Origin of the sequence: Streptomyces griseochromogenes, from assembly GCF_001542625.1 — a bacterium.
GTDB lineage: Bacteria > Actinomycetota > Actinomycetes > Streptomycetales > Streptomycetaceae > Streptomyces > Streptomyces griseochromogenes.
In genome coordinates this window covers 9,379,460-9,391,699 of sequence record NZ_CP016279.1, presented here as the reverse complement: position 1 = coordinate 9,391,699, position 12,240 = coordinate 9,379,460, and the positions used below count along the sequence as shown (strand labels likewise).

Annotated in this window: 12 protein-coding genes; 7 read left to right on the top strand and 5 right to left on the bottom strand. The window is 73.2% G+C overall.

The genetic code is table 11. The features are described from left to right. Window positions 1-261, top strand: a complete 261-nt coding sequence (locus AVL59_RS40835) for a hypothetical protein (RefSeq protein ID WP_067314571.1) — start codon at window positions 1-3, stop codon at window positions 259-261. A 235-nt stretch (window positions 262-496) separates the two neighbouring features. Here the strand turns inward: AVL59_RS40835 and AVL59_RS40830 are convergent, their stop codons facing one another. After that, complete coding sequence (locus tag AVL59_RS40830; RefSeq protein ID WP_067314569.1) at window positions 497-1,015, bottom strand: MarR family winged helix-turn-helix transcriptional regulator; 519 nt, start codon at window positions 1,013-1,015, stop codon at window positions 497-499. A gap of 107 nt (window positions 1,016-1,122) precedes the next feature. On the opposite strand from AVL59_RS40830, the gene AVL59_RS40825 reads away from it, so the two are divergent. From AVL59_RS40825 to AVL59_RS40815, 3 genes are read left to right on the top strand one after another with little or no spacing between them, the layout of a single operon-like run. Beyond that, window positions 1,123-2,454, top strand: a complete 1,332-nt coding sequence (locus tag AVL59_RS40825) for an MFS transporter (protein WP_067314567.1) — start codon at window positions 1,123-1,125, stop codon at window positions 2,452-2,454. Beyond that, window positions 2,451-3,380: an EamA family transporter gene (locus AVL59_RS40820; protein WP_067314565.1), complete on the top strand. Its 930-nt coding sequence runs from the start codon at window positions 2,451-2,453 to the stop codon at window positions 3,378-3,380. The genes AVL59_RS40825 and AVL59_RS40820 overlap by 4 nt, the downstream gene beginning before the upstream one ends. A 28-nt stretch (window positions 3,381-3,408) precedes the next feature. After that, window positions 3,409-4,323 (top strand): DMT family transporter, encoded by a 915-nt coding sequence (locus AVL59_RS40815; protein WP_067314563.1) that lies wholly within the window; start codon window positions 3,409-3,411, stop codon window positions 4,321-4,323. Between the two features lie 24 nt (window positions 4,324-4,347). Here the strand turns inward: AVL59_RS40815 and AVL59_RS40810 are convergent, their stop codons facing one another. After that, on the bottom strand, window positions 4,348-4,800 hold the full coding sequence (locus tag AVL59_RS40810; RefSeq protein ID WP_067314561.1) for a DUF5707 domain-containing protein: 453 nt from the start codon (window positions 4,798-4,800) through the stop codon (window positions 4,348-4,350). Window positions 4,801-4,967: 167 nt separating this feature from the next. Between AVL59_RS40810 and AVL59_RS40805 the strand changes: the two genes are divergently transcribed. Further along, the gene (locus tag AVL59_RS40805) at window positions 4,968-5,879 is read left to right on the top strand and encodes a LysR family transcriptional regulator (RefSeq protein ID WP_067314560.1); all 912 of its coding nucleotides are present in this window, start codon (window positions 4,968-4,970) and stop codon (window positions 5,877-5,879) included. Here the strand turns inward: AVL59_RS40805 and AVL59_RS40800 are convergent. The 3 genes from AVL59_RS40800 to AVL59_RS40790 all read right to left on the bottom strand — a co-directional run bounded on the left by AVL59_RS40800 (window position 5,876) and on the right by AVL59_RS40790 (window position 10,255). Beyond that, entirely contained in the window at window positions 5,876-6,352 is a 477-nt protein-coding gene (locus AVL59_RS40800; RefSeq protein ID WP_067318370.1) for a DUF1203 domain-containing protein, read from the bottom strand. The genes AVL59_RS40805 and AVL59_RS40800 overlap by 4 nt on opposite strands. A gap of 154 nt (window positions 6,353-6,506) precedes the next feature. After that, window positions 6,507-9,074 carry an aminopeptidase N gene (gene pepN, locus AVL59_RS40795; protein WP_067314558.1) on the bottom strand — a complete coding sequence of 856 codons (2,568 nt, stop codon included), beginning with the start codon at window positions 9,072-9,074 and terminating at the stop codon, window positions 6,507-6,509. A gap of 161 nt (window positions 9,075-9,235) precedes the next feature. After that, window positions 9,236-10,255, bottom strand: coding sequence for an aspartate-semialdehyde dehydrogenase (locus tag AVL59_RS40790; protein WP_067314557.1), 1,020 nt, complete (start codon window positions 10,253-10,255; stop codon window positions 9,236-9,238). 316 nt (window positions 10,256-10,571) lie between these two features. On the opposite strand from AVL59_RS40790, the gene AVL59_RS40785 reads away from it, so the two are divergent. Beyond that, window positions 10,572-11,117, top strand: a complete 546-nt coding sequence (locus tag AVL59_RS40785) for an RNA polymerase sigma factor (protein ID WP_067314555.1) — start codon at window positions 10,572-10,574, stop codon at window positions 11,115-11,117. 1 nt (window position 11,118) lies between these two features. Continuing rightward, complete coding sequence (locus AVL59_RS40780; protein WP_067314553.1) at window positions 11,119-12,195, top strand: hypothetical protein; 1,077 nt, start codon at window positions 11,119-11,121, stop codon at window positions 12,193-12,195. Window positions 12,196-12,240: the final 45 nt, after the last annotated feature.

The following is a 12,240-nucleotide window of genomic DNA, read 5'->3' as shown; positions in this document are numbered from 1 at the left end:
GTGGACAAGAAGAACGCCCTGCGCGCCGGCGCCCTGGCCGCCGGTACGACGCTGATGATGCTGCTCATGTCGTCCCCCGCCCTCGCGCTCACCCGCGACGACGGCGACGACCCCGGCAAGGGCCTGAGCGTCGGTGCGACGCTGGGCCTGTACGTGCTGCTCCCGCTGGTGCTGTTCGCGGTCATCGCGGGGCTGGTGATGGCCCTGGACAAGTCCAAGATCCGGGTGACCAAGCCGGGCCAGGCCAAGGCGAAGGCCTGAGCACGACCCGATTTCTTTACCGAGGGCGCCTGTCCTCCCGTCCGTACGCGCACACCGCCGTACGTGGGTGAGGACGGCGCCCTCTGTGCATGCTGCCCGCTCGAAGCGGCCGCAGGTGCGGCAGACGGCCGCACGAAGCCGGCCCTGCCCCCTGCTCCGGCAGTGACGAAGCTGCCTGTACCGCCGCCGTTCATGTGGCGGTGGCCGCACACGTCGGCGGCCAGGAGCCGCGTGGCTAGTGTTCCGCCCGCTCCGTACTCGCCAGCAACTCCCTCAGCAGGCCGGCCAGTTGGCCGGCCTGTTCGTCGTCGAGGAAGGACAGGGCCTCCGTCTGGACGGCGAGGCCCGCGCCGACCGCCCGGTCGATGACGTCGAACCCCTTCTCGGTCAGCGTCACCTGCAGGCCGCGGCGGTCATGGGGGTCGGGGGAGCGGCGCAGCAGGCCCGCCCGCTCCAGCTTGTCGAGACGGCCGGTCATGCCGCCGGTGGTGAGCATCAGCGTCGCCGAGAGCTGGCGCGGTGAGAGGGTGTACGGCTCGCCGGAGCGGCGCAGGGTCGACAGCACGTCGAACTCGCCGCGCGAGATGCCATAGGCGGCGTAGGCCTTCTCCATGCGGTCGCCCATGGCGCGCGAGAGGCGGTAGATCCGCCCGAAGACCTCCATCGCCTTGGTGTCGAGGTCGGGCCGCACGGCCGCCCACTGGCCGATGATCGCGTCGACGGGGTCCTTGTGCTGCTGCCGGCCTTCCTTCATGTGCCGAGTATCGCTTCTGCGGACGGTCACCCGCAAGAAAGTAGCTTGTCGGAAAGTTGCTTAGCGCTAAGCTACTTTCCATCAAGTCACTTCAAGGGGGCGGCATCGTGCAGAGAAAGAGCCGGAAGGACGAGCGCGCACCAGGGGAGTGGGCCCTGCCCGTCGCCGCCGCCGTCAACGGCGTCGGGGCCGGTATGTACGTCCCGTTCACCCTGGTGTTCTTCCACTACGTCACCGGACTGTCCTTCGCCGTCGTGGGCGCCGTGCTCACGGTCACCGGCCTGGTGGGCCTCGGCGCGCTCCCGCTCGCCGGGGCGGCGGTGGACCGGTACGGCGCGAGGCCCGTGCAGTACGCGCTGTACGGCGTCCGGGTCGTCGGCTTCTCCCTCTACCCCTTCGCCCACTCCCTCGCCGCCTTCGCGGCCGTCGCCCTGGTCACCGCGGCCGCCGACCGCGCCTTCCCCGCCGCACAGCAGTCCCTGATCGGCGAGGTGGCGCGCGGCGCCGGGCGGGACCGGCTCCAGGCGTCGACGCGGGCGCTGCAGAACGCCGGCAACGGGGCGGGCTCGCTGCTGGCCACGCTGGTCATCGCGCTCGCGGGCGGCACCGGCTACACGTACGCGGCCTGGGGCAACGCCCTCTCCTTCGCGCTGGCGGCGCTGCTGCTGCGCCCGCTGAAGCCGGTGCGCGCGGCCGACGGGTCCCCGGGTGCGCGTCGGGCGGGCGCGGGCTACCGGCTCGTCCTCGCCGACCGGCCCTTCCTGGTCGTCACCGGTGCCAACTTCCTGAACGCGCTGAGCTATTCGGCCCTCTCGGTCCTCTTCCCGCTGTTCGTCGTGGAGTGGCTGCACGGGCCCGCGGCGCTCAGCGGCGCCGCCTTCACCGTCAACACCGTGCTGTGCGCGGTGGCCGGCGTCGGCGTCGGCGCGTGGGTACGGCGGGCCGGCGCCCGGCGCACCCGGGCGGCGGCGCTGGGCGGGGGCCTGTTCGCGACGGCCTTCGCCGCGCAGATCGTGCTCGGCACCCTGCGGCCGAGCTCGGACACGGTCCTCGGTGCCGCCCTGGCCGTCGTGGTCGTCGTCTACACCCTCGGCGAGCTGATCCACAGCCCCGCCGCCCAGGTGCTCGCCATGGCGGCGGCGCCCGAGGCGGTGCGCGGCCGGTACCTGGCGGCGTACCAGATGTCCTGGTCGCTGGCGAAGGCGGTGGCGCCGTCGCTGTTCACGGCCCTGCTCGCGCTGGACGGCCGGGCGCCGTGGGCCGTCCTCGTCCTCACCTCGGCGCTGGCCGCCGCCCTGCTGGTCCGGGTGGAGCGCCGGCTGCCGGCGGAGGCGGTGCGGCCCCTGCCGGTGACCGTGACCCGCGGTGGCACCGCCGCCCCTCCCGCCCGGACCGGCGCGGCCTCCACCACTGACGAAACCGAAGGGATCCGATCGTGAAACGGTCCGCGACCGTCCTGCTCACCGCCCTCGCCCCCGTCTCCTGGGGCACCACCTACGCGGTCACCACCCAGTTCCTGCCGCCCGACTGCCCCCTGTTCACGGCCCTGATGCGGGCGTTGCCCGCCGGACTGCTGCTGCTCGCCCTCACCCGGGTGCTGCCGCGCGGCGCCTGGTGGGGAAAGGCGGCGGTACTGGGGGCGCTGAACATCGGGGCCTTCTTTCCGCTGCTGTTCGTCTCGGCGTACCGGCTGCCCGGGGGGACGGCCGCCGTCGTCGGCTCGGTCGGGCCCCTGTTCGTGGTGGGCCTCTCGGCGCTGCTGCTCCGGCAGCGGCCCGCCCCGCGCACGCTGGTCACCGGGGTCGTGGCCGCGTTCGGCGTCAGCCTCGTCGTCCTCCGGGGAGCCGGTGCGCTCGACGCGATCGGGATCCTCGCGGCCGTCGCCTCCACCGGCTCGATGGCCGCCGGGACGGTGCTGACCAAGCGGTGGGGCCGGCCGGACGGCGTCGGCCCGCTCGCGCTCACCGGCTGGCAGCTCACGGCGGGCGGTCTGCTCATCGCGCCGGTCGCCTTCCTGGCCGAGGGCGCCCCGCCCGCACTCGACGGCCGGGCGGCCGGCGGTTACCTCTACCTCGCGCTGGCCAACACGGCGGTCGCCTACTGGCTCTGGTTCCGCGGCATCGGCCGGCTCACCGCCACCCAGGTCGGCTTCCTCGGCCCGCTCTCCCCGCTGACCGCGGCCGTCGTCGGCTGGGCGGCCCTCGGGCAGGCGCTGACGCCGGTGCAGATAGGGGGAATGGCGCTGGCCTTCGGGGCGACGCTGGCCGGACAGCTGGGCACGGGCAGGAGCCAATCTTTCAGTTCTGCTGAAAAGACCAGTCGAAAAGATTCGATGGACCTGACAGATCGGCCGCTGGGACGGTAGGCGCACACCGCTCACCGAAAGGATCTCCGTGGCCACAGCCCTGCACCGGACCGCCACTCCCCGCACCCGCTCCCGCACGGCCGCCGCCCCCGCGCTCGGCCTCGCCCTCGCCGCCCTCGCCACGGTCGTCTGGTCCGGCAGCTTCGTCACCTCGCGCGCGCTGCACGACAGCGTCCCGCCCGTGCAGCACGCCTTCTGGCGCTGGGTGATCGCGCTGGCCGTCGTCGCACCGCTGGGCGCCCGCCGGGCCTGGCGGCAACGCGAGCCGATCCGACGCCACTTCCGCTACGTCCTCCTGGCCTCCCTGCTCGGTGTCGCCGTCTACAACACCCTCGTCAACCAGGCAGGTCTCACCACTCCGGCCGCCACCATGGGCATGATCATGGCCGCCTCGCCGGTGCTGATGGCGGTGTTCGAGCGGCTGGGCGGCGTACGGCTCGGAGCGCGGCGGACCACCGGGCTGCTGACGGCCTGCGCGGGAGTGGTGCTGCTCGTCGGCGGCGGGGCGCGCTTCGGCGCCGGCGACCTGTGGATGGTCGCGGCGTGCTGCAGCTTCGCCGGCTACAGCGCCCTGCTGCGCCGCAGGCCCGCCGAACTGGGCGGCACCGCCTTCCTGTTCACCACGTTCCTCGTCGGCACCGTCCTCCTGCTGCCCGTACAGGCGGCGAGCCTCGCCCTCCAGGGCGGCTTCAGCCCGACCCCCGGCACGGTCCTGCCCCTCCTCTACGTCGGCGTGGCCTCCTCGGCGGTCGCCTTCTTCGCCTGGAACAAGGCCATCGCCCTGATCGGCGCCGCCCGCGCCGGCATCGTCTACTACCTCCAGCCCGTCTGCGTGGCCCTGCTCTCCTGGGCGCTGCTCGGCGAGACCACCACCGGGCCCCAGCTCCTGTGCATGGCACTGATCCTGGGCGGGGTCGTGCTGGGTACGGGCTCCCGTCGCTGACCGGAGCGGGAGCACCGGCGGTGCTCAGCCGACGGTGAATCCCGCCGCCTTCGTGTCCAGGGTGGTGGTGCCGTCCCCGGCGGTGGCCAGCACGGCGACGTGCCAGGAACCGCGCGGGGACGACGCGGCGTCGGCGCCGGTCACCCCGGTCCTGTAGGCGCAGCGCACGGTGTCCTTGCCGGCGGGCTTGCAGGTGGCCGCCTCCGCCGCGGTCATGTCCTTGGCGGTCGGCTCCTTCTCGGCGAGCGAGGAGTTCCCCGGCCAGGGCAGCACCTTCAGGCTCTTGACGCCCGAGGACGTCCTGACCTCGGTGGTGAAGGTGAACGAGCCGTCCCGCTTGCCCTCGGGGGCGGTGTAGCGGGCGGTGCTGTGGGCCAGGGCGGGGGGCTGGTTCTCGGCGTAGGCGATGGCGACCGCTCCGGCGCCTCCGAGGACGACGACACCGGCGGCCAGGGACAGGGCGACACGTCGGGACATGGCGGGTTCTCCGTAACTGTCTCAGCTGGATGGATCCGGCGGTCTCGGCTGCGCCGCCGCACCGATGCTCGCCGCGCGGGGACGGCCCGGGCCTGAGCCCGGATACTCAACTCGGCCTGGGTGATCCGCCGCGATCGGCTGCTCCTCGGGGCGGGTAACGTGCCCGTATGGCCGAGTGGGACCTGAGGAAGCTGCGGATCCTGCGCACCCTGCGCGAGCGGGGCACCGTCACCGCGACGGCCGAGGCCCTGCACATGACCCCCTCGGCGGTCTCCCAGCAGCTCACCAACCTCGCCTCCCAGCTCGGCGTGCCCCTGCTGGAGGCCCACGGCCGCCGGGTCCGGCTCACCGACGCCGCCCGGCTGGTCCTGCGGCACACCGAACCGGTCTTCGAGCAACTGGAGCGCGCGGAAGCCGAGTTGACCGCCTATACGCAGGGCGAGGCAGGAGAGGTGCGGGTCGCGGCCTTCTCGACGGCGGTCCCGGCGCTGGTCGTACCGGCCGTACTGGCGCTGCGGGCCAGGCACCCCGCGGTGACCGTACGCGTCCGGGAGGCGGAGGCCGCCGAGGCGTACGAGCTGCTGGCCGCCGGGGAAGCGGACCTCGCCCTGTCCCTCGCGGCGCGGGCACCCGGCACGGCCGACGGGCGCTTCACCAGGGTGCCGCTCCTGGCCGACCCCCTGGACGTCGCTCTCCCGCCCGGCCACCCGCTCGCCTCGGCCCCCGCCCTACGGCTCACCGACCTCGCCGCCGAACCGTGGATCTTCGGCGGCAGCGGCCCCTGGTCCGACATCACCCGCCGCGCCTGCGAGTCCGCCGGCTTCAGCCCCCACCAGGGCCACTCGGCCTCCGGCTGGACCGCGATCCTGGCCATGGTGGCGGCGGGGATGGGGGTCGCCCTGGTCCCGCGGACGGCGGCGGCGCGCCGCGACGGCGTGGTGCTGCGGGAACTGGGCCCGGAGCGGCCGGTACGGCATGTGGTGGCGGCGGTGCGCAGGGGCGCGGAGGCGGGAGCGGCCGTGGACAAGGTGCTGCGCGCCCTGCGGGACGCGGCGACGGGCCTGGGCTCCGCGGCCTAGGGCCGCCGCACCTCGTACAGGAAGCACCCGTACTCCACCGCCCGCACCTGCACGAGTGCCACCTCCGGGTCGGCGAAGGCCTCGGTGAAGGCCGGTACGAAGCCGGTCTCGTCCTCGACCAGGCGGCCGCCGAGGATGCGGCCGTCGGCGGAGTAGCGGCGCACGGTGCGGTGGGCGTTCGTGAAGGGCAGGGTGTCGGTGTCCGGTCCGGAGCAGTCGTCAGCGTGGACGAAGACGGGGCCCTGCTCGTCGTAGGCGCCCGGGTCGGCCCCCGTCTCGGCCGCCCAGCGGCGCAGGGGCGCGTACGCGACCAGGGCGATCCGCTCGCCGGGCATGCTGCGGCGCAGACAGCAGCGCAGCGGGGCGTCGCCCTCCTCGTCGGTGAAGGGAGCCATGGGCCGGCCCGCGTCGTCGCGGCCGCGCAGCTCCTTCAGGACCGTGGGCGTCAGCGGTCGTGCGGTGTATGCGGTCATACGGCCAGCGTCCCGCGCCGCCCGGCCGCCCACCGGCGGGATACGGACATAGATGCGGACATCGATGCGGCCGAGGCCGGCCGGGCCGCCCTCGCCGGGTCCATGGAAAAGGGCGCCCGGTGTCACACCGGGCGCCCTCGTCGTGGTCGGACTGCTACGCCGCCGCGTCCGCCGCCTGGGCCTTCAGCGCGCGCTCGATGCCCGAGCGGGACTCCGAGACCAGCCGGCGCAGGGCCGCGTTCGGCTCGGCCGCCGCCAGCCAGGTGTCCGTCTTGGCCAGGGTCTCCGCGGAGACCTGGACCGCCGGGTACAGACCGATCGCGATCTGCTGGGCGATCTCGTGCGAACGGGCGTCCCAGACGTCCTTGACGACCTCGAAGTACTTGTCCGCGTACGGTGCGATCAGCTCGCGCTGGTCGGTCTGCACGAAGCCGCCGATCACGGCCTCCTGCACGGCGTTCGGCAGCTTGTCGGAGTCGATGACCGACGCCCACGCCTCCGCCTTGGCCTCCGGCGTCGGGCGGGCCGCGCGGGCGGTGGCCGCGTGCCGCTCACCGGCCGCGGTCCTGTCCCGCTCGTACTCGCCGGCGATCTCCGCCTCGTCGAACCGGCCGACCGCCGCGAGCCGCTGCACGAACGCCCAGCGCAGGTCGGTGTCGACGGCCAGGCCCTCGACCGTGTGCGTGCCGTCCAGCAGGGCCTCCAGCAGGTCCAGCTGCTCGGGGGTGCGGGCGGTCGCCGCGAACGCCCGGGCCCAGGACAGCTGGTGGTCGCTGCCCGGCTCGGCCGCGCGCAGATGGGCCAGCGTGGCGTCGGTCCAGCGGGTCAGCAGGGCCTCGCGGGCGGCCGGGTCGGCGTACATGTCGATCGCCAGCTTCGCCTGGCGCTGCAGCGACTGCACCACGCCGATGTCGGACTCCTTGCCGACGCCGGACAGCACCAGCGACAGATAGTCGCGGGTGGCCAGCTCGCCGTCGCGGGTCATGTCCCAGGCCGACGCCCAGCACAGGGCACGCGGCAGCGACTCCGCGAAGTCGCCCAGGTGCTCGGTGACGACCTTCAGCGACTTCTCGTCCAGGCGGACCTTGGCGTAGGAGAGGTCGTCGTCGTTGAGCAGGACCACGGCCGGGCGGCGCTCGCCGGTCAGCTGCGGCACGGCCGTCAGCTCGCCGTCGACGTCCAGCTCGATCCGCTCGGTGCGCACCAGCTTGCCGTCCCCGTCGAGGTCGTACAGGCCGATCGCGATGCGGTGCGGGCGCAGCACCGGCTCGCCCTTGGCTCCGGCGGGCAGCGCCGGGGCCTCCTGGCGGACGGCGAAGGAGGTGATGACCCCGTCGGCGTCCGTCCGCATCTCCGGGCGCAGGACGTTGATGCCCGCCGTCTCCAGCCACTTCTTCGACCAGGTCTTCAGGTCACGCCCGGAGGTCTCCTCCAGGGCGCCCAGCAGGTCGGACAGGCGCGTGTTGCCGAACGCGTGCCGCTTGAAGTAGGCCTGCACGCCCTTGAAGAACTCGTCCTCACCGACGTACGCGACCAGCTGCTTGAGCACGCTCGCGCCCTTGGCGTACGTGATGCCGTCGAAGTTGACCAGCACGTCGTCCAGGTCGCGGATGTCCGCCATGATCGGGTGCGTGGACGGCAGCTGGTCCTGCCGGTACGCCCAGGTCTTCATCGAGTTCGCGAACGTGGTCCACGAGTGCGGCCACTTCGAGCCGGGCGCGGAGGCCTGGCAGGCGATGGAGGTGTAGGTGGCGAACGACTCGTTCAGCCACAGGTCGTTCCACCACTCCATGGTGACCAGGTCGCCGAACCACATGTGGGCCAGCTCGTGCAGGATCGTCTCCGCGCGCACCTCGTAGGCCGCGTCCGTCACCTTGGACCGGAAGACGTACTGGTCGCGGATGGTCACCGCGCCCGCGTTCTCCATCGCGCCCGCGTTGAACTCGGGCACGAACAGCTGGTCGTACTTCGCGAACGGGTAGGCGTAGTCGAACTTCTCCTGGAACCAGTCGAAGCCCTGCCGGGTGACCTCGAAGATGGCGTCCGAGTCCAGGAACTCGGCGAGCGAGGGACGGCAGTAGATGCCGAGCGGCACGCTCTGCCCGTCCTTCTCGTACACGCTGTGCACGGAGTGGTACGGGCCGACGATCAGCGCCGTGATGTACGACGAGATGCGCGGCGTCGGCTCGAAGGACCAGACGTTGTCCTTGGGCTCCGGGGTCGGAGAGTTGGAGATCACGCTCCAGCCCTCGGGGGCCTTCACGGTGAACTGGAAGGTCGCCTTCAGGTCCGGCTGCTCGAAGGAGGCGAAGACCCGGCGGGCGTCCGGGACCTCGAACTGGGTGTACAGGTAGGCCTGCTCGTCGACCGGGTCCACGAAGCGGTGCAGGCCCTCGCCGGTGTTGGTGTAGGCGCAGTCGGCGACGACCCGGAGGACGTTGCGCCCCTCGAGCAGGCCGGCCAGCGCGATCCGGGAGTCCTTGAAGACCTCGGCCGCATCGAGCGCGTCCCCGTTGAGCGTCACCTCGTGGACCGCCGGGGCCACGAGGTCGATGAAGGAATCGGCGCCGTTTTCGGCGACGTCGAAGCGCACCGTGGTCACGGACCGGTAGGTACCGCCCTCCTGCGCCCCGGAGAGGTCGAGATCGATCTCGTACGAGTCAACGGTGAGCAGCTTCGCCCGCTGCCGCGCCTCTTCGCGAGTCAGGTTTGTGCCAGGCACGCGGTCATCTCCTCGTTATGTGTGGGTTGCGCCATCCTTCCATGGGATCTACACGGAAGGCGATGCTTCCGCCGGGGCGCCGGGCCTGCGGGGGCGCCGGGCCGCGACAGGCTGAAGGGGCGGCCACGCGCGCGTGACCGCCCCTTTCCGGAGAACTCGTACTACTTCGCCGACAGCTCGGCCGCCACCAGTTCCGCGATCTGGACCGCGTTCAGCGCGGCGCCCTTGCGGAGGTTGTCGTTGGAGACGAACAGGGCCAGGCCGTTGTCCACCGTCTCGTCGCGGCGGATGCGGCCGACGTACGAGGGGTCCTGGCCCGCCGCCTGGAGGGGCGTGGGGATGTCGGAGAGGACCACACCCGGGGCCTTCGCGAGCAGCTCGGTCGCGCGCTCCGGGGAGACCGGGCGGGCGAAGCGGGCGTTGATCTGGAGGGAGTGACCGGAGAAGACGGGCACGCGCACACAGGTGCCGGAGACCTTCAGGTCCGGGATCTCCAGGATCTTGCGGGACTCGTTGCGCAGCTTCTGCTCCTCGTCGGTCTCGTGGAGACCGTCGTCGACGATCGAGCCCGCGAGCGGCAGCACGTTGAAGGCGATCGGCCGCTTGTAGACCTGCGGCTCGGGGAAGTCGACCGCCCCGCCGTCGTGGGTCAGCCGGTCCGCCTCGGCGACCACCTTCTGGGCCTGGCCGTGCAGCTCGGCCACGCCCGCGAGTCCGGAGCCGGACACCGCCTGGTAGGTGGCGACGACCAGCGCTTCGAGGCCGGCCTCCTCGTGCAGCGGCCGCAGCACCGGCATCGCGGCCATGGTGGTGCAGTTCGGGTTGGCGATGATGCCCTTGGGGCGGTCGGCGATCGCGTGCGGGTTCACCTCGGAGACCACCAGCGGGACCTCGGGGTCCTTGCGCCAGGCGGAGGAGTTGTCGATCACTACGGCACCCTGCGAGGCGACCTTCTCGGCCAGCGCCCGGGAGGTCGCGCCGCCCGCGGAGAAGATCACGATGTCGAGACCGGTGTAGTCGGCGGACGTCGCGTCCTCCACCGTCACACCGTCAAGGACCGTCCCGGCGGAGCGGGCCGAGGCGAACAGGCGCAGCTCGGTGACCGGGAAGTTCCGCTCCACGAGGATCCTGCGCATGACCGTGCCGACCTGACCGGTGGCTCCGACGATTCCGACCCTCACGACGACTCCCTCTGTGTTGCTTGCTCGACCGGGGCTTTTCCATCATGCGGCCGACCCCGGTCCACCTGTCCAATTCTTTGCGAAGCGTGCCCGAGGAGTGGGACACGATCACCCGGCCGACGGTTCCCCGCCTTCGTCCGTCACCCGGCTGAGCTGGAGATATTCCCTTGCCCGGGGCCCCGCGCCGGAAGCTGTGCTGTCCGGCCCCTGCCCGCCCGGACCCCGGGCACACCGGGTGTGACGTACGCCTCTGAACGCGCCCGAACGTTTCCGCCCCCTCGGCCGTCGTAGGGGCAGACGCGTGAGGGGGTGGCTTGTGCTGCGCGGAGGGGGGCGCCGCGACCAGGGGGCGTACGCCGGTGCCGACCGCACCGGTGAGGATCCGCTGGACGCGGCCCAGGAACGCCGGGTGCGGGCGGTGCTCGCGCTCGGCGGGGTGCCGCAGACGGACCTGCTGGACGGGGTGCAGCAGGTCCGCCTGCGGCTGCTGGAACGGGCCGCGAGCGGGCGCGAGGCGCCGCGGGACGTCTCGGCGTGGGTGGCGGTGGTCGCCTCCAACCTGGCCATGGACTGGCACCGGGCCAAGCGGCGCCAGGAGCGGCTGGGTGAGCGGCTGGCGTCGTTGCGCGAGCCGGTGCACCCCTCCGGCGAGGAGACCAGCCTGCTCTCCCTCGCCGTCGCCCGGGGCCTGGACGAACTGCCCGACGCCCAGCGGCAGGTGGTGATCCTGCGCTTCTTCGGCGATCTGCCGGTGCGCGCGATCGCCGAGGAGCTCGGCATTCCCGAGGGCACGGTCAAGAGCAGGCTGCACACGGCGGTCCGCGCCCTGCGCGAGAGGCTGCACGAGGACGAGGTGGTGTGAGATGACCGCCGGACACGAGGGCGCGGCGGACGCCGGGCGCGGCGAGGGTGCCGCGGAGTACGGCGGCATGGACGCGCTGATGGCCGCGATCACGGGCGAACCGTTGCCGGAGGAGGCCGGCGAGGACACCGCCTTCCTGGCCGAACACCGCTCGGCCGAGGCCGACGTGGCGGTGCTGCGGGAGCGGCTGAGCTGGCTCGCGGAGGCGCTGACCGGGGAGGTATTGCCTGAGAACGAAGCAGGAGGACCGGAGGCGGAAGAGCGGGAGGCAGCGGGGCAGCGGGCCGCGGGACGGGACGCGGACGGGGCTTCGGCTGCTCGTGAGGCGTCGGCGGCCGCCGGGAAACCGGCGACCGGGAATTCCGGCGGGACGAGGGAGACGGGGGGAACCGGGGGAGCAGGGGCAGCCAGAGGCACGGGAGGCACCGGGGGAGCCGGGGCAGGCGCGCCCCGGCCGCGCGGTGTGACCCGTCCCGTGGGGCCCGCGCGCCCCGCCCGTCCGCCGCGTCCGGGCCGTCCGTCCGGCCCGCGCCGGGCCCTGCGGATCGCTCTCGGGTCGCTCGCGGCCGGCGCCGCGTTCGCGATGGTCGCGGGGTTCGGCTGGGTCGTCACGCATTCCGCGGGGGGCGGATTGATGAGCGGGGGCTCCGCGGACAGCGCGGACAGCGCGGCCAAGGGCTCGCGCGACGCCCCGGCCGAGGCCTACGGCGACGGTGGCCGGCCCACCGACCCCGCGCGGGTCCTGGCCTGCTACCGGCTGGTCGTGGAGGGCACCGTGGCCGAGGTCGAGCCGCAGCCCGCGCATCCCCGGACCCGGATCGTGCTGAGGGTGAGCCGCTCCTACAAGCCCGCGCACACACCGGCCGAGGTGAGCTTCCTCCTCGACGGCGGCGCGCAGCCTGCCCCGCGCAAGGGACAGCACGTGCTCGTCGGGGTCGGCCAGGGCCGGGACAACGCCGGTCTGTGGGCCGTGGGGGACAGCCGAGTGGCCGCCGACCGGGCCTGGATCACCGAGGCGCTGCCCGAGTCCCGGCGCGCCACGTGCCCGTCCGAGGAGGAGCCGACCGGCACACCATGAGGGGCGGGTGTCCCCCCGGACACCCGCCCCCCACCTCAGGCCGGC

What these genes read in the sequence shown, in the direction of transcription:
- AVL59_RS40830 (WP_067314569.1), bottom strand. Translation starts at nt 1,015, where the DNA reads ATGAAGGAAGGCCGGCAGCAGCACAAGGACCCCGTCGACGCGATCATC.
- AVL59_RS40810 (WP_067314561.1), bottom strand. Translation starts at nt 4,800, where the DNA reads ATGTCCCGACGTGTCGCCCTGTCCCTGGCCGCCGGTGTCGTCGTCCTC.
- AVL59_RS40805 (WP_067314560.1), top strand. Translation starts at nt 4,968, where the DNA reads ATGGCCGAGTGGGACCTGAGGAAGCTGCGGATCCTGCGCACCCTGCGC.
- AVL59_RS40800 (WP_067318370.1), bottom strand. Translation starts at nt 6,352, where the DNA reads ATGACCGCATACACCGCACGACCGCTGACGCCCACGGTCCTGAAGGAG.
- AVL59_RS40780 (WP_067314553.1), top strand. Translation starts at nt 11,119, where the DNA reads ATGACCGCCGGACACGAGGGCGCGGCGGACGCCGGGCGCGGCGAGGGT.